Origin of the sequence: Paenibacillus gorillae, from assembly GCF_000513275.1 — a bacterium.
Taxonomy (GTDB): Bacteria; Bacillota; Bacilli; order Paenibacillales; family Paenibacillaceae; genus Pristimantibacillus; species Pristimantibacillus gorillae.
The window spans coordinates 48,813-71,069 of the sequence record NZ_CBVJ010000093.1 but is presented as its reverse complement, the minus strand read 5'-3'; the positions used below and the strand labels follow the sequence as shown (position 1 = coordinate 71,069).

The following is a 22,257-nucleotide window of genomic DNA, read 5'->3' as shown; positions in this document are numbered from 1 at the left end:
GATAGAAAGGAGTGACCTGAGAATGAGTGAACCGCAAGCTATCGAGCAGTTAAGTCGGTACCGGCAGATTCAGGCGAGAATTAAGGTACTCAGCACCTACAGCGTAGGCAGCGGAATAACGGTAAGCCGGCTTAACCAAGACGATCAACTGCAAGAATTGCACCGGAGATTAAGAGGTATGCCGAGCTACATGTACCTCTCGGAAAAGGAGCAGAGGCTGGAGACAGTCGCTAATGCATACTTGGATCGCTACCCTTCAGGGATAAAGAGCCAATGTGCGATCATCCCACAAAAAGGGGCTGACAAAGAGGACGAGCAGTTGCTGCAGGAGTTGAGAAGTAAAATCCAAAAGGTAATCGCCGCCCGGGGGTACGGAGTTCGAGACAACCTTGATAAGATCATTGAGAGAGTCGCGGAACTGCAAGACTTACAAGAGGAAGTTGAAAGAATTGATACAATTCTAACTGCTCTCAAAAGCCATAAACCTGAATACGCCAAAATATTGAGAATGAGGCATATTGATGGAATGAATTACACAGATATAGCCGTTCAACTCAATGTGACAGAGCGCACGCTAAGGAGATGGAAAGACAACGCAGAAGACGAATATAAAAAGTTGTCCGCTTAATGTCCTATAAATGTCTGGTTCTTGTCTGGTTTGCCGAAAAAAACCGCGATATTATGGTACTATCGAACGAAATGAAAAAGAACAGGAAGCCGTCCTAATTGGGGCGGCTTTTTCTATTTCCTGAGAGGGTGGAGGGTATGAAACTTGCAGAATGCACGGTACGGATAACGAAGCATGGGCACGAGCAGTATTGCGAGAGAGTGCAAGTGGTAAGCAAGACCGATTTACAAGCGGTGCTGCAGGAGAAACTAGCGGCAGGAGAATACAACCGCACAGATGAGTACATCAAACTTGAAGGCGTTTGGTGGGTGTTTGAAGTTCGGGTAGACGTAATGATTATGATCACCTGCTATGGCCGCACATTCATAGATATCCCCAAGGCATTGAGGTGGGCAAGACACAATAAGGACCGGATAGTCCTAACAGGAGGCGAGGTGTTATGCGATGAAGCTGACGGAGAAGCAGAAGAGGTTTGCTGACTACTTTGTGGAGAGCGGCAATGCATCTGAATCAGCCGTAAGAGCTGGATACAGCGCTAAGACGGCTAGGGAAATGGGCCATGAGAACTTATCAAAACCTATCATTCGCGAATACATCGATGCTCTGATTGCCAAGAAGGACGAAGCGAGGATCGCGAAACAGGACGAAGTTCTGGAATTCCTCACTGATGTGATGCGGGGCAAGGTGACTGAAAAGATCCCGTTAGGTTTGGGGATGGGTGAACAAGCACTGGTCAAAAACGAGCTCGAAGGTAAAGATCGCATCAAAGCAGCTGAGTTGTTGGGCAAAAGATACGGCACTTGGGTTGACAAACAGGAAGTGAAAGGGCAGGTGGTTGTCTTCAAAGGTGAGGATGATTTGCCTGATTAGTATACAAATAGTGCAAACGAAAATACGAAATGTGCTCGGAATATCATCATGTTGATGGTGATGCATCCAGAGACACAACATGCAGACATGCGCGTATAATCTGTATTTTGTACAGATGTATAAATTGAACGGGTGAGGCTATGACAGAGGTTAATTTGACTGAGGTTGTCGGTAAGGGGTATGGAGCATTCTGGCGTTCAAAGAAGCGCTACCGTGTCCTTAAAGGCGGGCGTGGGTCGAAAAAGTCTAGGACAGTAGCCCTGTGGTTCATTTACAACATGATGAAGCATCCACAAGCCAACACAGTCGTCGTTCGCAACACATTCAATACCAACAAGGACAGCACGTTCGCGGTTCTTAAATGGGCTGCCAGGCGGATGAATGTATATCACCTCTGGAAGTTCACAGAGAGTCCTCTGGAAGCTAAGTACCTGCCTACCGGACAGAAGATCCTATTCCGGGGGTTCGACGATCCACTTAAAATAACCTCCATCACTGTAGATGTGGGCGTTTTGTGCTGGGCGTGGGTTGAGGAAGCTTTCGAGATCGAGAAGGAAGAAGAGTTCCGGACATTCGATGAATCTATCCGTGGAGAGATGCCTGACGGCCTTTGGAAGCAAGTCACGCTGAGTTACAACCCGTGGATCGATTCCCATTGGACAAAGCGGCGTTTCTGGGATGCGGAAGACCCGCAGGCAGATACATTCACGACAACATACCTTTGCAACGAGTGGTTAGATGACGGCGACAGAGAGTTGATAGAGCAGCTCAGAGACACCAACCCGGCACGTTTTAAAGTCGTTGGGCTCGGTGAGTACGGATTGCCAGGCGGCACATACTTCGAAGAGTTCAGTGAGTCAATTCACGTCATCAAGTCGTTTCCCATCCCTAGCGACTGGCAACGGTTTCGAGTGCTCGATTATGGTCTGGACATGCTAGCCGGTTACTGGATCGCAGTTGACACACAGGGTTACGCATATGTCTACAAAGAGGTATATGAGTCCGATTTGATCATAAGTGCGGCCGCTAACCGACTGACAGAGTTGACGCTTGATACCGAGAAAATCAAGATCACCTATGCTCCCCCGGACTTGTGGAATCGGCGACAGGACACAGGCAAGAGTGCTGTTGAGATATTCGGCGAGAATGGCGTTGTTCTCGTCAAGGCAGGCAATGAGCGCGTACAAGGATGGCTCAACCTCAAAGAGTGGCTAGCCCCTTTTGACATACAGGACGAGCAGACTGGCGAAATCGTGCGGACGGCGCGGATTAAGTTCTTTGATAACTGTAAGAACATCATCCGAACACTGCCGGCTGTGCTCAAGGATGAGAAAGACCCGAATGACGTTGCGACTGAGCCGCATGAGCTTACACACGGACCGGATGCCATTCGTTATTTCTGCGGTATGCGAACAATGCCAACGAAACCGCAGAAGCCAGCACCAGACAACAGCATGGAAGCTCGTGTACGTCGTAACATCGCTAATCAAGGTAAGACCAAACGAAAGGGGATGCAGGCGCTATGATAGTTGAAAAAATCATGGACACAATACACGATTTTGTGGCTCAGCCAGACGTAACTTCTTCCATGAAGGATTACGAGTTACACGGGAATCTCATAGAATACTCGAGCGGAGATAATTACATGTTTTCGCTAACTGCGGTCCATAAAAAGTTCACTAACTCCAACGAATACGAAAATGTGCATTGGCACATGGCAAAAGCTAAAGGGTACACCGAAAGAGAAATAGGTTTGATGGCTGTATCGGGGTTAATAACGATTATTGCTTACAAGACAACGAACAAGCAAATGGGAGGAGAGGTGAACTAAATATGATAGATGCCAGATGGGTGATAGGACTGGTCGCAGTTATTTTCATACTGTGGTTTCTCTACGACGAAAGAAGATTTAACAAGCATCGCGCTGATCTAGCTGCACAACGTAACGAGAGTCGTGTTGCTTGGATGGATGATTATGAATCGTGGAAAGAAGAACGAAAGCAGCTGTTAGACCGCATACAGGCTCCAAGCTTTGGGGAGTTGAAGCATGCCGAAGTTAAAGTAATCAAGGCACAGCAGGGCGTACAGGAGCCCACTCCGCTGGAACCGTTATAAGGAGGATGAGACATGAAACTATTCAAGTACACATGTGGTTTTGATGAGCGATATGGCGCTGCTGAGGATGCACAGGACGCTTATGAACGTCGAGCAGAGATCGACCCGACATACGACTTTGTAGCGGTTAAAATCGCCGAGGTTGAGGTGCCTGGCTACGAAATCACGCTGACTCCAGTTGTGGATGAGCGGCCGCTGGAGGAAGCAGTTGAGGAACAGACGGGACAGAACGAAGAACTGGTGCAACAAGAGGGAGACACTGTGCCTCCGCAAGAGCCACAGGAACCAGCAGGTGACCAGTTCGAAGCCATGGAACGCACTGAACTGGTCGAATGGCTGAAGGCAAACGAAGTGCAATACGTCCCACAATGGGGCGATACCAAATTAAGAGAGGCTGCTAGAGCGGCCGTGAAGGAGATGGAATGATGAACTTTGGCGAAGCGTTGGGAAGTATGAAAGAAGGTAAGAAAGTGGCACGCGCAGGGTGGAATGGTAAAAGCCAATTTGTAGTAGTGATGCCCGCTTTGTATTTGCCGCCACATTCCACACAAGAACCCGGGGCGAAGGTGAACGACCGGACGGCGAAGCACATTGGTGTAGATACGCCATTGGACTCACAGCCGTACTGTGCTCTATTCAACGCACAGGGTAAATGGCAGCCAGGTTGGGTTCCGTCGCAGGGTGACTTGTTCGCTGAGGACTGGGTAATCGTCGAGTAATCCGAAAGGGGTCGTGAGCTGTGGGAAAACAGAATACCGATAAAAACGCCAACGCGGTCGGGGATATAGAGTCGAAACGGCTCACTCCTGATCGCGTTGATTTGTTGTTTCGCTCAGCCGAGAACTGGACGGACATCCGCCAGCAACTCGTTAACATAAATTACTACGTCGGTAACCAGTGGATCGGCTGGAACTCCTCCGAACGTAGGGTACAGGTGTTGCCGCAGCAGTCGGGAGAAGTTCGAGTAACGCGCAACAAGATCCGGCCGCGGGTGACAACACTGCTATCGAAACATATCAAGTCCAAGCTGAAATTCGACGTTATACCGGGAAGCAAAGAACAAGTGGACATTGATGCAGCTAAGGCTGCTGACAAGTATCTGCATGTGCTGTGGCAAGAACTCAGCTTATCCACGAAGACGCGTGAAATGTTTTTATACATGCTCATTCAGAAGCGATGCTGGGTAAAGACTTGGTTCGATTCGGAGTCCGGCAATGACATCACGCCGGTGGAAGATGACCTTGGATATGAAGAGTGGGTAAAAGGTGAACAGAAGCCCATATACGACGGCGTGATTCGTGCCAGGGTATGCGACCCGCTAACTGTATTCGCTGATCCAGCAGCTACAACAGAGGATGATGTCCGATGGATTATCGAACGTAAGGCCCGCGATGTTGACGAGATATACGAGGAGTACGGCAAGCGAGTGAGCCCTGATGCGAATATCGGCTACCTCAACCGGTATGACATTACTCGGATGTCTGGTGAGGGCATAGGATCTTCCCAGATAACGAGTATGCAGAACCAGGCACTTGTGTACGAACTGTGGTACAAGCCATGCAAGAAGTATCCAAAGGGCGCCAAGATCACCGTTTGTAATGGTCAGGAGCTCGACTACAGCGAGGAGTCTGGCGAGCTGCCGTATCAACTGTTCGGGTACATTCCGATTCCCGGCACGCTGCAATATGACTCTATTGTTACGGACATGCTTGCACCACAAAGAGAGATCAACGTTTTGCGCTCGATGGTCGCTACCCATGCACGCCGACTCGGTAACGCTATGTGGCTGAACCCGATCGGTAGCGGAGCAGACGAAGAAATGCTGACGAATGAAATATCAGGCATCATCGAATATACGCCGATCGGCGGGGCGAAACCGGAGCGCATTCAGGCCCCTGACATTCCGTCGTTTTATAACAACGAACTCGCGCAAAATGCGATTGACATAGATGACATGAGTGGTGCCAGGGAGTTGTCGCAAGGTCGATTGCCAACCGGTCTGGACACCCTCGGCGGATTGGAACTGATGGTTGAGCAAGAGAACGAGAAGATGGCCGTCGCCTCCCAGAACTATGAACAGGGCATGAAGAAGGTCATGCAGCGCATTCTCCGGCTGCTGAAGGCGCATTACACAGAGGAGCGGCAAGGACGTATTCTTGGCGAGGACAATGAGATCGAGCTTATCAGCTTCAACGGTTCGGACTTGACCGGCTTCGAGGATGTGAATATCGTCCAAGGCTCCAGCTTGCCGGAGATGAAAGCAGCTCAGCAGGAGCGCATCATGACCATGTGGGGAGCTGGCGCAATCGTCAAGAAGGATGGCACGCCAGATCCGGCCAAATTATTACGCCTCATGGGTATGGGTGATAGCACGGAACTGTTCGAACAGGAAGCGCTGGACAACAACAATGCCAAGATGGAGAATAAGAAGTTTGAGGACTTGGCTGATGATCCGGAATTCATGCAGTTATTAGCGCAACAGCAGCAGGGCATGCAGGCTATACAACAGCAATTGCAAGCTAGCGGATTGCCGGAAGATCAGATACCGCCGATCGAACCGCCGCCGCTGCCGGATGTCCCCCATATTTGGGACAGCGATGACGACGAGATTCATATCCTTGCCCATAACACGTTCCGCAAAGGTAGTCGTTACCGCTCTCTGCCGCCTGAGATTAGGGCGCTAGTCGATCAACACTATCAGGAACATGTTGATAGGCTTAATGCCCCAGCGCTCGAACAGCAGCAAGCACAGGCTGCAGAACAGGCACAAAGAGCAGAGGAAGCCGATAAGATGCGTCAACATCAAACCGAGATGAAGGCGATGGACAACCAGGAGAAGCTGGAAACCGAGCAAATGAAGGCTCAAACGCAAATTGCAACAACAGCAATGAAATAAGGCAGGCCCCGGGTGAGAGTCCACGGGGCCTATTTCTATTATTCGCGGGCGTTGACTCGTTATGGTCGCCGCATAACAGGAGGATTTACCATGAAAAAGTTTCTTTTATCGCTTAACTTACAGCTTTTCGCCGACGAAGGTGCGGCTTCGGGCGTTGAAGGGGCTTCCGCCGCCGGGGAGCATTCGCAAGTGACTGGAGGATCTGACCAAACGGGCGTTGATAATCAAGCTGCCGCCGAGCCGGGACAGAACAACTTCGAAAAAGCATTCGCAAAACGGCTTGCTGCTGAACGTGAGAAGTGGGATGCGGAACACAAGACGGCGATGGAGCAGTACAAGGATCATGACACATACCGGAAAGCTGCCGAATACCTCCAGCGGACAAGTGGCATCGACAACCTGCTGACGCTGAAAGAGGAAATCGAGCTCGTAGAGCTGCAGGAACGCGCTGATAAGGAGCAAGTCTCCCCAGAGGTACAGCGCCGCTTGGAGCAGCTTGAAGCGAAGGCCGCGAAGGCTGATGAGTACGAGGCCAATACACAGGCCGAGAAGCAGGCGCAGGAGTTCGAAACGTCACTGAAGACGTTTTGCGCTGACAAGGAAATCGATGGCAAGGCGCTCGACCACAACGAACTGTGGGCGTACATGCATGAAAACGAGGTGGCTAATCCCAATATCGCTTACAAGGCGATGAAGGCCGACCTGCTGGAGGCAAAGCTTGCCACAGCGAACAAAGACGCAGTTGCCAATTATCTGAAAACCAAAACAGGAATCAAAACGGAGGGCGCTCCGGGTGCTGCCGCTCAATCCATTCCGCAAACTGGCGGAGGATTCAAGGGCGCAGAGGCGCGGGCTATTGCCCGTATTCAAGCATCACGGAACGCCGAATAGGAGGATAATACATGCCAGCAACATTAGGAACAATCGAAGACGCGCTAAAAACCGATTACCTGCCAGAGGTGCAGGAGCAGGTTAACAACGGCTCTAACTACTTCGTTATGAAGTTGAAACAAAAGGCTGAAGAGATCGACGGCGATGGTAAGGAATTTTACATTGCCCATCACTTTGGCCGCAACGCGGGTGTCGGCGCAGGTACAGAAATGGGCGACCTGCCGGATGCTGGACAACAAGGGTATAAAGGTTCGAAAGGTAACGTGGCGTATGTTCACGGTCGCCTTCAGGTATCGAACGCCACAATCCAAGCGTCGAAACGGAATGAAACTTCGTACATTCGTGCGCTTACAAGTGAAGTTAAGGGCCTTACAACGGACCTCCAAAACTTCATGCGCCGTGTATCTCTTGGAGACGGTAGCGGTAAACTGGCAGCATTCCCGACACAAGCAGCCTCTACAACGCTGACTGTTGATGATGTCCGTCTTTTCTTCGTTCAACAGATCATCGACATTTATACCTTGCCTAATACGGCGGTAGCAACAGCGCGTACAATCACAGCTGTTGACTATGACGCGAAAACAATTACGATCAGCGGCGCAGCGGTGGCAACTACAGCCGGCGATATCGCAGTGACAAAAGGATCGCTCAACCTGGAGCCGCTTGGTCTGGCTGCAATCATCAGCAAGACTAAATCGCTGCAGGGTCTTGACCCAGCGACATATGCCTGGTGGAAAGCCACAGTGATGAACAACACCGCTTCTCCAGGTACAGGCCGAGCGATCTCTGACTTGCTTATCCGCAGTCTGATCGACCGTCTCGACATCACATCGGGTAAAAAAGTTGAATGGCTGGCAGGTTCCCACGGCATCCGTGCGGCATACGAAGCATCGCTTACCAGCATGAAGCGGTTCGTTAACCCAATGGAACTCGAAGGCGGATACAAGGCGATTGAGTTCGACGGTATGCCACTGATCGTCGATCGTTACATGCCATCGAAACGTATTTGGGCCGGTAACTGGGATGACCTTGGTCTTTACCACACGTCGAAACTTGCATTTATGGACGAGGACGGCAGCATGTTCTCCCGTGTTCCGAACAAGCCGGCATACGAGGCTACGGCGTTCTGCTATGAAACGATGGTCTGCCATGCTCGTAACGCATTCGGCGAGCTGGGCGATATCAACGAACCTGCCGGATACTAATTCACATTCAGAGGGGCCTACGGGCTCCTCTTTTCTTTTGGAGGGAACATGAACAGACACTATCGCAACGGATTTACAAAGGTAATGATCAATGATCTGAACGACGTGGAGCCGCAATTACAGGCATATGATGAGCATTTGTATATCATGTGGAATCCACATACAGGAGAACACCTGATTATGGATGGATTAACCGAACTTGCGATCATGAAAATTCCGCAGCCGGGATTCCCGATCCTGTCCAGTCACGTAGTCTCACATATTCGAAGGATACACACCGCAAATGGGTTCAGCGCTGTTGCCGAGATCGATCAGGCAGACGAAGCAAGAGAACGAGACATTGAACGCAAGAGAGACCAACTTGCCGCCGATTTCGCTAGGGACATGTACCACGGCGATAAATACTCGGTAGCAATGAGCGGAGGGATTACATGAATGTAGGAGAGCTGCTTGAACGTGTCCGACTGGAGGTATTCAATGACTTGACCGATGCTCAAATAGTCGGCAGGTTCAATGAGCTCTCCAAGCGGTTATTCCGGAAATTCGCGTTGCCCGAGGCCATATACAAATTCTCAACAACAGAAATTCCATATTACACGCTACCAATGGATTGTTCGGAAGATCGGATAAGGTGCGTGGTAATTGACGGTATTGAATACATTAAACTTACACCAGAGATTCAGAATCCGCCTGACCAATTTTGCACGGTATTTCTGCAGTCTCTCTATATAAACCCTAATCCATCGGCTGATAAAGACGCTTATTTGTACTATAGACCACGCCCAATACCTCTGAGTGCAAATCTGTTGACGGTATCACCCAATTTCCCTGAGGATTACCACGAACTGTATGTATACGATGCCGCTAGTTGGATTGCAGGAATTCAGCGCGATGTGGATATGAAAAACAATTTCCAAGCTGAGTACAACAGCATATTTTCAGATGCTGAAAAAGATTTGCGGAAAATGGGGCTACGGCGTTCTAAAGAAACTACTATTTGGTGAGGTGAAATTATTGGGACAAAGTGCGTACTCTATCGCCATGAAAGAAATGGGTCAACTTATTGAGACTGCAAATGCAAAACAAAAGTACCTGCCAGGTCCGGTATACAACGTTTTGGGTTATGGGGCTAAAGGTGACGCAAGGACCGACGACACAAAAGCGTTTCAGAAGGCGATTGACGCAGCATCAGTTAAAGGTGGCATTGTTTATGTTCCAAGTGGGGAGTATGTGTGCGGCCCCATAGTAATCGCGGCGAGCAACGTTACGTTTTGTGGGAGTGGGATGAGTTCTACTATATACTTTACATCACCTACAGGGACATGGTTAACGATACGAGATGCAAGAGATGTTACTGTTCAGGATTTGAATTTCGAAAACACTTTAAACCCTACGTCCGGCAATGTGATTAACATTGATAACTGCGCTTGGGTTATTATAGATCACGTTAAAATGGGTTTTTACACTAACATTTACAACGGTGTTTCGATAACTAGTATTCGCGGGGGGGTGCAGGCCGTCTACATCCGGAATAGTTTCATTTTTAAGTTTCGTGGGTCTGCGATAACTGCCGATACTTCGGTGGTCGGATCCCAAACTATCAATGATATCTTTCTTGAAAACTGTTTCATACAGTGGCTTGCTTCTAATGTCGGAGAAATTCCTCCAAGTACATCTATTGGCGTTAAACTGTACTCGGTCTACGCAGCTGTGCAAGCAATCAACATAACAGATTGCGAGATATCTGCAAGTTACTGGACTTTTTATAGCGTGGGGTCGAGGTTTTTGCGGATTACCAACTCGTACTTCGACGGTAATAACTATTTCGAAACGGTTAATATTTCGACATTCAGCAATTCTTGGTTCAGTGGTTCTACAGGGGCAAACAATGCCGCTCATACTGTGGACATTAACAATTGCGTTGGGTTCCAACTCATTAACTGCCACATCGACCCTGAATCTGTCTTGAATAGTAACTCTTCTAACATCATTATCAGAGGCACAAGTAATCATGTTAAAATAGATGGTTGCATGTTAGGCGGGGCGGGATATGTCGGAATTACACTGAGTGGCGGCGACAATATACTTTTAACAGGAAACTATTTCGGTAATAATAACGCTTTTCTAAACCCCGAAAACATGGCCACTGGTGTTAAAATATTATCAAGTTTCAGTGGATTTGCTAACATGTCGAATAATGACATGCGAGAAATGGCGACCAAAATAAATAACGCAGCAACCACATCAGGTAAAATATTCGCACAAGGCAATTTAGGTTACAACCCAGTTGGCTCACTATCGGCTCCAGCAATGCCATCTAGCGGGAGTGGGGCAGTAAATACATATCCCCACCGAGTTCGGATTTCAATCACTGGGGGTACCGGGGTCGGCCTCTTTATAAATTCAGTATCCATCGGATTATCATCGGGAAGTTTTATTTTAGAGCCAGGAGAAAGTATAGCAATGACTTACTCCACCCCGCCTACATCATGGGTATGGCAGGGATTATAGGAAGAGGAGGTGTGCCGTGTCATATTGGAATCCAATCCGGGGCGTAGGTCAGCCGATCCCTGTCCGCTCATTCAGTGGCGTGTATAAACCTGATGATGAAGGGTTTAATCTTCCAGATGAGTTATTTACTGAACTCATAAACTATTCACCTGATAACTTTCCCGCAATCTCAACACGCCCAGGGTACTCGGTAATCGGTCAATTCGGAACTAGAGTAACCGGACTGGCGGAATTTAGAGGGAATACACTAGTCGCAGCCTTTAATGACGGGACATGGAGATCGTGGAACGGGTCTTCGTGGTCCTCTCCTTTAGTGACTTTCACGAGTTCAGATCCTAATGACATGAACGCACCATGGTCGTTTACGAACTTCAAAGGTAACTATAGTGCCATTAATCTCATAGGCACAAATGGGCGATTTCAATTGTACCGATACGATGGGTCATCTTCTCAACAAATAGCCGAAGCTCCGTCAGGGGCTAACTATGTGACTACCCAAGGTAATCGGGTATACTGCGCAGTTGAAAACTACGTCCGCGCTTCAGCCCTGAATAACGCTAATGATTGGACAACAGTGGACGACGCGGCAGAGATTCAAATCAATACAACGGATGGGCAGTTGATAAATGGGCTAAGCGCAGGAAATGGACATGTCACCGTATTCAAGCCGTCCAGTATGTTCGAGTTGTACGGAAAAGGTCCGCAAAGTTATGCGACAGAGGAAATTGCATCCGACATAGGGGTAACGGGGAATCAAGCTACGGTGGCTTATGATGACTCGTTACCTTTTTTATCGCGTGACGGAATCTATCGTTATGCCGGCGGACTCCGGCCGGAAAAACTATTTTCGGTTCCAGTGCAGCAGTACATCAACAGGTCGAACAAGTCGCAGATGTCCAAGGGGGTTGCAGGCAATGACGGCAAGTATCTGTACTTCGGCATCCCGTATGGAGGATCGACAGAGAACAGTCGGATACTGCAGTACGACCCAATCCATCAAGTGTGGACTACCTGGGACGGCATCGCAGTCACCCAAATGGTTCGTATAGGCGCTGACATGTATTTTGGCGACGCATCCGGCCGTGTGCTGCGTTTGGGCGGGACAAATGATGCAGGGACAGCCATAACAGCAACGGCCATTACAAAGCCGTTCACAGCGGGTAGCATCGCTCGTAAGCAGCAGTGGTTTAAGATATGGATCGTCGCCTCTGTAAAGGCTGGCAGCACACTATCAATCTACATCAGCGGGAAGGCAGTTGGCGAAGATTGGATACTAGCGAAAACCTTAACTCCAACGTCAGACATTCAGTACCAGGAGATGCTAGTCCCGACAAATACGATCGCAGCAGCCAATGCCGTCCGCCTGAAGCTTGTCGCAACGGGACAAGTAACTATTCACGAAATCTCGCGTCTGACGCGTGAGATGCCTATGAGGAGGTAACGCATGCCAACACAGCATATTGATGTAGTTCAAACAGTAGGAACGCTAGAGCAGGCTTTTAACTCGTTAGCGAAGCTACAGAAGACAATGAGGTATCTGGTAAACGGGCAGTTAGATTTCGAGAACATTCGCGCACGCAGCATCAAGGCCGAAAACATCGAAGTCGGATCGCTCACTGCTGAGGAGATCAAAGCAGGTACCATTACAGCAGATAAGATGGACGTTGACGAACTGTCTGCCATCACAGCTAACCTAGGGCATATCATGGCGGGTTTGATTGAGTCAGTTGAGATATTCGGCAGCTACATCTCAACTGCGAACGGCACATTCCCAAGAGCTGAGATGTCGAATACATCGAATCTATTTGGTGCTTATAGTAGTGATGGTGACGGAGTGGAAGTGATTTCACAGTATACCAACGACAAACCAGCAGTGTTTCTTATTGAAGGTGGCCAGGGGGTTGGTGTAATCAATTCCTCATCTGGCCATATGAACGTTAGGGGGCCATTTGGCAATCTCAATTTGACAGCTTTGCTCGACGTGAAAATCTCCGGAGATGGAACGAGAGGCGTCATTTTCGAAAGCTGGAGCCGGATCTATAGTGCTGGGAATAATCAATCATTGCAAACTGCGCTAAATGCGCTATCGACTCGAATTTCTGATCTTGAAGACCGCGTTGATGCTCTAGAGGGTCCATAACTCCCGTTTATACGGAATTGATGGTATAATGTGACAAAATCTATGATGGGAGTTGTCACATGAAAAAAGTAGGATTCTTGATTATTGGTATGGTTATTGGCGCATCGCTCATGCTAGCTGCCAGCGTATCGGCAAGTTCTCTCGGCCTGATTGGAAAAAAAGTGCAAGATGAAGTGGACGTACTAATAGATGGAAAAAATATAGGATCAGCAATAATAGTGGACAATAAGACCTACGCTCCGGTGAGACCAATCGGTGAAGCTGCTCAATATGACGTTGGCTATAAATCAACTGCTGGAAACAAGGTAGTTACTTTAACCACAAGAACAGGTGATGGCATGGACTTAGAAACTATTGATTATGAAATTAAGTTCAGGGAAAAATACATTGCTGACACAGAGAAAGCCCTGTCAGAAGGTAAAGTGAAAGAGGACTTTATCGAAAGAGCAAAAGAAGCTGTGAGTAAATATAAAGATGATCTTGTAGAACTGTACAAGAAAAAAGCAGAATTAGAGTCCGCTAAATAGCGGGCTCTTTTATTTTGGAGGTGAGAACCTTGGCAACAGTAACAGATAAGAATAAAAACGGTTCAGTTGTTCCAGCTCCGCTGGCGAAAACGCCGGTCGGCCAACAAGCAAGTACTCCTGCACCATTGGCAAAGCCACCTGTACCAGCTCCGACAAAAGTTGTTGCGCCCAAGCCATTGCCTACTCCTGCTTCGAAAGGGGTATTGGCCCCGCCTACACCAGCTACGTCAAAGGTTACAGCGACCACGAATGCCCCGGCAGGCGTATCCGCTCCACCAACAGCGAGTGTTCCGCCGCCACCTAAGCCGGCAGCGCCAACGTTTAATACACCGCAATATCAGGACTGGCAGGCTAAGCAGTCGGAACATTTCGCCAATCTGGAGAAGATCATTGGTTCGAAGTTCGAGTATGACCCTGAAAGCGATCCGGCATATCAAGCGCAACGGCAGCTGGCACAACTGCGGGCAGGCGATGCGACCAAGAATGCACTGGAGACAGCCAATGATAAAGGTATTCTCGGAAGTTCGATGAATATCAGCCAGCTTGGGCAGATTCAACAGCGGGCAGAACAGGAAGCGGCAGCATACATTCCTGAATATCGCCAGCAGGCTTATGGTCAATATCAAGATAGCGTGTCCAATGCTTCAAACCTTCTTAACGCAGCTCGCGGACTACGCGGTGACCAGTTTAATGAGGCAGTCACAGAAGGTCAACTGACGGGCAACTACCTACCGTCCGGAGCAAAGGAACTTATGAATAACCTGTATGCTCTAAAGCAGCAGGCAGAGACGCGTGGAATTACTGCTGAGGACCGCGCTGGATTGAGTGGTCAAGCTGACGCGATTCGTTCCCAACTGCAAAACATGGGTGTCGATATCTCCCGCCTTGGTGCTGATACGTCTCTTGCGAATGCGAGAGGTAATGCTCCAATAGGAACTCGGACGCTGGCCGGTCAAGATCAGGACTATAGGCAGCAAGCAGATCAACGCGACTTCAACGAAGGTGTTCGCCAGTCCGATCGTAATTTTAATTACGGTGTGGAAAGAGACAAGATTGGCGATCAAAGGTATGACAAAGAATTTGAGTACACTCAAGGCCGAGACAAAGTAAAAGATCAACAGTGGCAAGATGAATTTGACCGTATTAAAGAACAAAGTGGACTCGATAATGCACTTAGATGGGCCAGTCAATCGCTAAATGAACGTGAATTTAACGACCGTAGTGCGCAAAGTTGGGCGGGGTTAGATTGGGATATGCAACAGGGTGCAGGAGGGAAGGCGCCAGGCTCTACGTTCACCCCTAATCAAGTTTATGGAGCTATTGAACAGCGATTCCCGCAGTTCTTCAAGCCGAGCGAGGATATGAAGGGTAATCCTGTCGCGCCGACTAAGCCGTCAGCAAGTGATCTTGAAGCGATGTATCAAGCTGTTATTGGATATGGGCTATCTGAAGCACAGGAAAATGATGTACTGCGAAGTATCGGCATGACAGACAAGCAAATCGCTGATTTTGATAGCAAATACCTGTCCGCTTCGGGAAAGGGTAATGGTTCCTACAAGCAGTTAGGCGGGGTATTGTCAGGAACCGGAGATTTATTTGCGAAGTACGGTAAACAGTACGGTGTAGACCCTGCCTTGCTAGCGGCAATTGCGATGCACGAGACTGGAAACGGAACGTCCAGTGCGGCTAAGAACAAGAACAATGTTGGTGGTATGATGCGATCTAAAGGCGGACTCCAGGAATTCGGGTCAATTGAAGAAGGTATTGCCGCCATGGCAAGTAATCTGAGACGTCTTTATCTTGACCAGGGTTTAACCACCATTGAGCAGATACAACGCAAATATGCACCAGTTGGGGCTGCAAACGACCCTACTGGACTCAATAAGAACTGGGTTAACGGCGTGAGTAAATACTATCAGCAGTTAACGGGATAGGAGGCAGACACATGTCGAGACGAGACCGATTAAAACAAGGTTTAGAGGCAAGGGAGCGCGTTATGGCTCGGCTGTCCGAAGGTCCTGCAGCACAGTCTGCTCCATCCAGACGAATTGACCGGTTAAAGTCTGAGGAACAGCGCGCACAAGAGACGAGAAGTCTGGCGCCGGAGCTATTCGACCCAATGAAGCAACTCCAAGCGGCCAAGGATACTATCCAACCGCCATCGAGTCGGACGTACACCGGACCGATACCGGATGCGCCTTCATTTCAGCAGCAAGTGGAGTCAGCAAAGCGATTCGAGGGAACCGCTGACCGGCAGCGCGAGGAACGCCAACAACGGGTAAAGGACGCCCCCTTAACGAGACTGGCGCGGCTAAGTCAAGATGTGGCTGCTGCTTTGATGCCTGAAGGTCTTGCTGAACGATTCCCTGCGCCACGTGAAGGGTCAATCGCAGATAAAGCTGTGAAAGGTACGCCAATCATCGAACAGATTGGTCAGGGCATTAAAGCAACAGATATCCCGGGTGTAACTGACTCCAATCCGGTTACCAACTTTATCCGAGGTGCAGGCGATACAGCTTCTCTTGGGTTGTCGACATATGGAGATCGAGTAATGGGATTGCCTGAACGAGCTGAAGGAGCAACAGAAACTGGAGCAGGTCGAGCTGGACAGTTTGCAGGTGGAGTTGCGCTCCCCGCAGGCAAGTTTGTTAAAGGGGCTTCCTTACTCAGTAACGTTGGCCGCGGTGTTCAAGCAGGTGTAGGACTTGGTGGCGGTATTGAAATAGGGGAGCAATTAACGAACCGTAATGACCAGACTCCGCTAGAACGCGGGGTTGACATTGGGTTGTCCGGACTGTTGGGCGGTGGCGGCGTTGCTGCTCTTTCTGGTCTGGGGAAAGTCGGCACAGCACTGGCTAATCGAATGCGAAAGGCAGGTATACCGGAATCTGAGGTGCAGAATCTCTTAGCTTTACCAGCGCCGCGAGAACGCGGGAATCCAAATGGCGCTCAAACTCCAGATATTATTACACCGGAATACACATTTGCACTTCCGGAGCCGCAACCACAGGCAGCTACTGCAGCAAGAGTTTCACAGCAAAGCAACCCATATCGGACACAATTTGAATCTCTCATGGAGCAGGCTAAGCGCCTACAGGACGAGGGCAGGTTGACTCCAGGTCGTGAGGATCTAGAGGTCGAGTCATTGTGGAGGCAAATGGCCGGTCCTAACGGAGTGAGTCTTGACGAGTTGATTCAGAGGGCTTACCCACAAAGGGTGAACCGGATTACACCTGATTTAATGGACCGCGCCCGAGCCAATCAGACTGCTCGTGAGGTAGCAGGAGCGCCGTTCCCTGTCCGGTCTAATGCCGAACGGAATATACAAGGTCAGATTGCTCCCGCAGCAGCCCCTCAAACCATACCTGGGAGGGCTCCAGGAGTTGCGCCAACCAAGAGAATTGACATCACAGAAGAAGCCCAAGCTTTAAATGAAAGCCCAGAGACGACACCGAATAAATACACAGGTTTTAAAACGTCAAAAGGTAGTACTTACACTTTAGGTGAAAATGGCTCAACACAGAGAACGAAAACTTTACATGAAGGGCACAACCCTAATGACGTTGGGTTAAAAACTCCTTCTCAGCTAACTGTTTACGTGGATAAGGACGTTGCTAAGTTGATCGGCAGTCACGGTTCTTTAAATAAAGAAGCAGATCCAAGAGTAGTGCTTGGCCCAGATGGTATGTATCTAGTATCTAAAAATTCCAGCACAGGAAGATGGGGATGGCATGGTGATAAGATACCATACACTTCGGAGCCTGAAGTTGGTAAATCCCCGATCGAGTTTTGGAACATAACTCAAGATGCCGAAGTAGGTGCCTATTCCAAAAAATATCATGCAGGTAATGATATCGTAGAAATTAACGGGAAGTCAGACTTACAGCCGATGCAATTGCCGACCGAACCGAGTTCATCAAAACTCGGTTTTTCTGCATTCGGAAGCAAGGTAAAACCATATGACAACCTGTCGACGGATACGAAGTCTCAACTTGTAACTCGTGCTGATCGAGAAAAATTACCGCTTAACGTGATGTCTGATAAGGCATATACGAAACTGGTTGATAATCTTCACCCGTTAAATATCTTTGATAAAGAAGTTGAACGAGTGGTTGGCTCGCCTTTAAAAGCTGCTGATCGTTCTCATACATTGGCCTTGAACACAAGAGGCGCAGATGTTATTGCACATCAAATTCTTACTACTGGTCAACTCGACAACAAAGGGCATGTAATCGGAAAATCACTGAAAGAAATTCTATCAGGACTTCCAAATAAGCGTCACTCTTATGTGGATTTCGAGGATTACCTTTTGAATAAGCATGCTATAACGAGGGCTGGACGTGGCGAAAAAGTGTTCCGGGATAGTCTGAATTGGACACCTGATGCCGGAGCTTCGAAAGTTGCAGCGTATGAGGCTCGTTATCCGCAGTTTAAAGAGATGTCCGAGGAAATATATCAATTCCAGCAGAACATGGTGGATCGCTGGCTTGTTGACTCTGGTCTATTGAATAGCGAACAAGCTCAGGCTTTCATGGCAGCTAACCCAACTTACGTTCCGAATAAGCGGTTTTTCTCGGAATTGGAACGTGCGGGAACGAATATTAGCGGGCGGTCACCTAGTAGTTTTGGAGGACAGAAAGCGCCTGTCAAAGGGTATCAGAAGGGCGGGTCACAGAGAAAGATCATAAGCCCTATCGAGTCTATGATCGAGAACGTCGACGCTTTCGTTAAAGCGGCAAAACGTAACGAGGTCATGCAAACGGTTGTCCAAAACCTGCGACGCGATCCTGAGGCGCTGGAGGGCTTTATAGAGCTTGTTCCAGAACATCAAGCGATGTCAGCGCAATCATTGAAGCAGATTAACGAAGCACTTAAAAGTGATGGCATTGACGGATTGGTTGCTAATCTGACAAACGACTTTGATGCTAGCTTCCGCCAAGCGACTCAGACAGGGCTGGATAAGGATAACGTTGTACGCGTCATGATGGACGGGGAACCTGTTTATATTAAGGTGAATGATAAACCGATGCTTGAGGCAATCATGGCGATGGGTCCGAATCAAAGTAACTGGTTCATTCAGATGGTTGGGAAAGCAACGCAAGTATTTAAGACGCTCACGACCGGCGCTAACCCCGTGTTTGGGCTCACTCGAAACTTATGGCGCGATATTCCTTCAGCGTATACCGCGTCGAAAACGACCAATAACCCGATACTTTTCATGTCTGACTTGCTGCATTCTGCTTATGAAATCGCAACGGACGGAAAACTATACAGAGAATTTAAAAACTTTGGTGGTGGGCATTCATCCCCGATCGCATCGGACAGAAACATGCTCGCGCAGAGTAAGCGTCAAATTATTCCATCTCGAAACAAACTGCAAGGAATTATACCGAAGGCGTACGATGGATTGCAGAACCTCATGAATGCGGTTGAAAACGCGCCGCGGCTTGCTGAATATAAACGTGCATCTGCTGGCGGTGCTCCAGAAGATAAGATTCGCGGACTTTTTGAGGCGCAGGACCTGACTGTTAACTTTAAGCGTCGCGGCTCTGCAGTCAGGGAACTTGACGCCTTTTTCCCGTACTTTAATGCAGCTGTTCAAGGCTTGGACAAGTTCGCAAGAACATACAAAGACAACAAGGGATTAGCCATAGCGAAGTCAGCTCTGGCTGTTGGTGTACCTGCTATGGTTGCGTATGCGATGAATTACAACAATCCAGATTACGAAAAGGTCAGTCGCCGAACAAAGGACAACTTCTACCTGTTTCCAAACCCCGCGAAAGAAGGCTCTTTCATCAAGATTGCGAAGCCGAAGGAGATCGGAACAGTATTCGCCGATATTCCTGAACGTCTAATGGACCGGTTCATGAAACAGGATCCTGAAGCATTCCGCGACTTTGCAGACCAGATCCGAACGACATTTCTTGTGCCGGGTATTCAAGGTGCAGCAAAAAGCGGAGGAATCACAGACCGGCTGGCGGGCGTCGTGGGTGACACAATAGCAGGACCGATTGCGGATGTTGCAGCTAATCGCAACTTTGCTGATTCTCCGATTGTTCCTGCATACTTGGAACGGCTGTCACCTGAGTTGCAGTCGGATGCGCGGACAAGTTCACTAGCCAAGGCTATCGGCGAGCATACAGGCACGTCTCCCAAATCGCTGGATTACCTTATGAAACAATACTCTGGTGTAATCGGGCAACTTGGTCTCCCGATGATGACGCCAGGAGCTGGGGACAACCCGCTGCAGGCTGCTGGCAGCGCACTAGCTGCTCAGATGACTGTAGATCCGGTATTCTCCAATGACATCATGACAAAATTCTATGACCGTAAATCCAAGTTAGATCAAGCAAGGACGGATTATGGTGTAACAGGCGAGCTGCCTAAGGACTACAACAACAAAGAGCGGAAGTACCTAGGAAAAGTTTCGGACAAGATTAGTGATATTCGCAAGGAAATGCGGGTGATCGAAACAGATCAAACTATGCCTGCAAAAGAAAAGCGCGAGACACTTCGACAGATGCAAGACCAAATGAATCAATTGGCCCAAGCGGCCATATCTAACTAAGCTCCGCTACTGCGGGGCTTTTATTATGGGGAGGCGGCTACACTGATTGAATTGAATGAGATGTTACAGCGGATTACCAGGGTAGAGACAAAGGTAGATAACATGGACTCCAAACTGGACCGGGCAATTAACGCAAATGAAAATGCAGTCGCAGCTCGTGAGTCTGCGGCATCTGCGCATAAGCGAATTGACAAGATCGAAGACAATCAAAAATGGCTTTGGCGGACAATCGGCGGAACAGTATTGGTGGCTATTGTTGGATTCATATTAGCCGGCGGGCTTAAACCGTAAGGAGGGTAAACCATGAAAATTAACTGGAGACGTAAATTCGCAAGTCGTAAACTTTGGGCGCTCGTAGCTGCTGTAGCTACGAGCGTTATTGTTTTGGTAGGTGCGGGGGAAGACGTGGCTGTCAAGATAACAAGTTTGATCACAACTGTTGGCGGTGTAGCAGTATACATTTTAGCCGAGGCGCACGTAGACGCAAAGAGTGGGGCGAAGGAGGAGGATCAGGATGTCAATTAACTATATCGTTGATCATATCCCAAAGACGACGCCGTGCAATCGGCGTCCGGGGCCGGCTATGACGGCTACAACCATTACAATCCACAATACCGGGAACCCGTCCAGCAGTTCCCGAAACGAACGGGCATGGCTAACAAATTCGGCTAACGATCGTACAGCTTCCTATCATATCGTTATCGACGAACGCGACGCCATCGAATGCTTGCCGCTTAACGAAGCAGCTTGGCATGCAGGTGACGGCAGCGGCACTAAGTCCGGCAACCGGACTTCTATTGGTATAGAGATTTGCGAGAGTGGTAACTACGCAAAGACGCTCGACAATGCCGCTGACTTGGTTGCTGGCATGCTGCGGGCGCGGGGCTGGGGCGTTGACAGGCTTCGCCGGCATTATGATTGGAGCGGAAAGATTTGCCCGCGGCTGATGTACGATGGCGGCAAGTGGACGGGATGGGAAGCATTCAAAGCTATGGTGTCCTCGAAGATGAAAAAGGCGGAGGAAACGGAGATGAAACCCAAGGGGGAACAGAAGATGGAGACAGTAGAGGTCCGTGTCGACGGAAAGAAGCTGGCTGACGGTTTGTACGACGATAAGGCGGGCGTAACGTATGTTCCGGTGCGGGCGGTCGCTGAGGCGCTGGGAGCCGACGTCAAATGGGACGGAAAGGCCAAGAAGGTCGACATCGACAAGAAAAAGTAATGCTCTTGATTAAGAACTTATGTTCGTAATATAATCATCGTGAGGTGAACGATGTGAGCGGACAAATATCTGATGACGAGTACCGGCTAATCAGGGATTACTGCATACTGCCTTTTGTGCGAGATGCAGTGGCTAACAACATGAAAAAGATGCAGGAAGAAAAATACGCCATGAAGACGCTGTATATAAAGAGTAGCCAAATGGTGCTTGATATAATCGATAAGGATATACGCGAGGTTCGGCAGCATGTGAGAAAGCTCGAAATGCAGATCGTAGAGATCAAACGTAACGACGACGGAATACTGTATGAGGTCATCCTGCGTGGCTACAAGTCCGAGTACGCGCTTGTAAGACATGTCGTCCGCAATGAGATGGCTGAAAGGCTGCAGCGGTATATAGGAGGTATGTTTAATTAATGCTGAACGACACAGAAAGAAAACTGCTGCAGATCCTTCACAATCGAAACCGTACCGTTAATACCCGCATATCTATTCCAGACCTTGCACGTATGGCCCAGCGTGAGCCGGGGCAGATCCGGAAGGCGCTAGAGAAGTTGAAGGAGGAACGGCTTATCGAATGGGAGGATGCGCTTAATTTTGTTAGGGTTGTCGAGGGATGGTACCTGTTTAAATAAAAAGAGCTGGTCTGGGGAACTGAATCCCTTTGACCAGCTCTTTTTTTAGT

The 22,257-nt window shown here is 48.9% G+C and carries 24 protein-coding genes; all 24 read left to right on the top strand.

What is annotated here, in order from left to right:
• The first annotated feature begins 22 nt into the window (after positions 1-22).
• Complete coding sequence (locus tag TY10_RS16120; protein ID WP_042165545.1) at positions 23-628, top strand: RNA polymerase sigma factor; 606 nt, start codon at positions 23-25, stop codon at positions 626-628.
• Positions 629-765: 137 nt separating this feature from the next.
• Positions 766-1,107: a hypothetical protein gene (locus tag TY10_RS16115; protein WP_155985902.1), complete on the top strand. Its 342-nt coding sequence runs from the start codon at positions 766-768 to the stop codon at positions 1,105-1,107.
• Positions 1,073-1,498, top strand: coding sequence for a terminase small subunit (locus TY10_RS16110; RefSeq protein WP_042165541.1), 426 nt, complete (start codon positions 1,073-1,075; stop codon positions 1,496-1,498). Before TY10_RS16115 ends, TY10_RS16110 begins: the two co-directional genes overlap by 35 nt.
• 140 nt (positions 1,499-1,638) lie before the next feature.
• Positions 1,639-3,024 (top strand): PBSX family phage terminase large subunit, encoded by a 1,386-nt coding sequence (locus TY10_RS28940; RefSeq protein ID WP_052350577.1) that lies wholly within the window; start codon positions 1,639-1,641, stop codon positions 3,022-3,024.
• Positions 3,021-3,329 carry a hypothetical protein gene (locus tag TY10_RS16100; RefSeq protein ID WP_042165539.1) on the top strand — a complete coding sequence of 103 codons (309 nt, stop codon included), beginning with the start codon at positions 3,021-3,023 and terminating at the stop codon, positions 3,327-3,329. The genes TY10_RS28940 and TY10_RS16100 overlap by 4 nt, the downstream gene beginning before the upstream one ends.
• Positions 3,330-3,331: 2 nt before the next feature.
• Entirely contained in the window at positions 3,332-3,613 is a 282-nt protein-coding gene (locus TY10_RS28935; protein ID WP_052350576.1) for a hypothetical protein, read from the top strand.
• A gap of 12 nt (positions 3,614-3,625) precedes the next feature.
• On the top strand, positions 3,626-4,039 hold the full coding sequence (locus TY10_RS16090) for a hypothetical protein (RefSeq protein WP_042165537.1): 414 nt from the start codon (positions 3,626-3,628) through the stop codon (positions 4,037-4,039).
• Positions 4,036-4,332, top strand: coding sequence for a DUF2829 domain-containing protein (locus TY10_RS16085; RefSeq protein ID WP_337588365.1), 297 nt, complete (start codon positions 4,036-4,038; stop codon positions 4,330-4,332). Before TY10_RS16090 ends, TY10_RS16085 begins: the two co-directional genes overlap by 4 nt.
• A 20-nt stretch (positions 4,333-4,352) precedes the next feature.
• Positions 4,353-6,509 (top strand): portal protein, encoded by a 2,157-nt coding sequence (locus TY10_RS30495; protein WP_155985900.1) that lies wholly within the window; start codon positions 4,353-4,355, stop codon positions 6,507-6,509.
• Between the two features lie 90 nt (positions 6,510-6,599).
• Positions 6,600-7,400, top strand: a complete 801-nt coding sequence (locus TY10_RS16075) for a hypothetical protein (protein ID WP_042165531.1) — start codon at positions 6,600-6,602, stop codon at positions 7,398-7,400.
• Positions 7,401-7,411: 11 nt separating this feature from the next.
• Positions 7,412-8,605, top strand: coding sequence for a phage major capsid protein (locus TY10_RS16070; RefSeq protein WP_042165528.1), 1,194 nt, complete (start codon positions 7,412-7,414; stop codon positions 8,603-8,605).
• A 48-nt stretch (positions 8,606-8,653) separates the two neighbouring features.
• The gene (locus TY10_RS16065) at positions 8,654-9,040 is read left to right on the top strand and encodes a hypothetical protein (protein ID WP_052350575.1); all 387 of its coding nucleotides are present in this window, start codon (positions 8,654-8,656) and stop codon (positions 9,038-9,040) included.
• Positions 9,037-9,609: a phage adaptor protein gene (locus TY10_RS16060; protein WP_042165526.1), complete on the top strand. Its 573-nt coding sequence runs from the start codon at positions 9,037-9,039 to the stop codon at positions 9,607-9,609. Before TY10_RS16065 ends, TY10_RS16060 begins: the two co-directional genes overlap by 4 nt.
• The gene (locus tag TY10_RS16055; RefSeq protein ID WP_081735313.1) at positions 9,548-11,116 is read left to right on the top strand and encodes a glycosyl hydrolase family 28-related protein; all 1,569 of its coding nucleotides are present in this window, start codon (positions 9,548-9,550) and stop codon (positions 11,114-11,116) included. Before TY10_RS16060 ends, TY10_RS16055 begins: the two co-directional genes overlap by 62 nt.
• A gap of 487 nt (positions 11,117-11,603) precedes the next feature.
• Positions 11,604-12,557 (top strand): hypothetical protein, encoded by a 954-nt coding sequence (locus TY10_RS16050; RefSeq protein WP_155985898.1) that lies wholly within the window; start codon positions 11,604-11,606, stop codon positions 12,555-12,557.
• 3 nt (positions 12,558-12,560) lie between these two features.
• Complete coding sequence (locus TY10_RS16045) at positions 12,561-13,256, top strand: hypothetical protein (RefSeq protein WP_042165518.1); 696 nt, start codon at positions 12,561-12,563, stop codon at positions 13,254-13,256.
• A 59-nt stretch (positions 13,257-13,315) separates the two neighbouring features.
• Complete coding sequence (locus TY10_RS28930; protein ID WP_052350574.1) at positions 13,316-13,783, top strand: hypothetical protein; 468 nt, start codon at positions 13,316-13,318, stop codon at positions 13,781-13,783.
• 29 nt (positions 13,784-13,812) lie between these two features.
• A complete protein-coding gene (locus TY10_RS31625; RefSeq protein ID WP_052350573.1) occupies positions 13,813-15,717 on the top strand; it encodes a glucosaminidase domain-containing protein in 1,905 nt (634 codons plus the stop codon).
• Positions 15,718-15,728: 11 nt separating this feature from the next.
• The gene (locus TY10_RS16025) at positions 15,729-20,351 is read left to right on the top strand and encodes an LPD38 domain-containing protein (RefSeq protein ID WP_052350572.1); all 4,623 of its coding nucleotides are present in this window, start codon (positions 15,729-15,731) and stop codon (positions 20,349-20,351) included.
• Positions 20,352-20,411: 60 nt separating this feature from the next.
• Positions 20,412-20,642, top strand: coding sequence for a hemolysin XhlA family protein (locus TY10_RS16020; RefSeq protein WP_042165512.1), 231 nt, complete (start codon positions 20,412-20,414; stop codon positions 20,640-20,642).
• Between the two features lie 12 nt (positions 20,643-20,654).
• A complete protein-coding gene (locus tag TY10_RS16015; RefSeq protein WP_042165508.1) occupies positions 20,655-20,876 on the top strand; it encodes a hypothetical protein in 222 nt (73 codons plus the stop codon).
• The gene (locus TY10_RS16010; protein WP_081735312.1) at positions 20,866-21,573 is read left to right on the top strand and encodes an N-acetylmuramoyl-L-alanine amidase; all 708 of its coding nucleotides are present in this window, start codon (positions 20,866-20,868) and stop codon (positions 21,571-21,573) included. The genes TY10_RS16015 and TY10_RS16010 overlap by 11 nt, the downstream gene beginning before the upstream one ends.
• A 53-nt stretch (positions 21,574-21,626) precedes the next feature.
• A complete protein-coding gene (locus TY10_RS16005; RefSeq protein WP_042165506.1) occupies positions 21,627-21,989 on the top strand; it encodes a YhjD family protein in 363 nt (120 codons plus the stop codon).
• The gene (locus TY10_RS16000; RefSeq protein WP_042165504.1) at positions 21,989-22,207 is read left to right on the top strand and encodes a helix-turn-helix domain-containing protein; all 219 of its coding nucleotides are present in this window, start codon (positions 21,989-21,991) and stop codon (positions 22,205-22,207) included. The genes TY10_RS16005 and TY10_RS16000 overlap by 1 nt, the downstream gene beginning before the upstream one ends.
• Positions 22,208-22,257 lie beyond the last annotated feature (50 nt).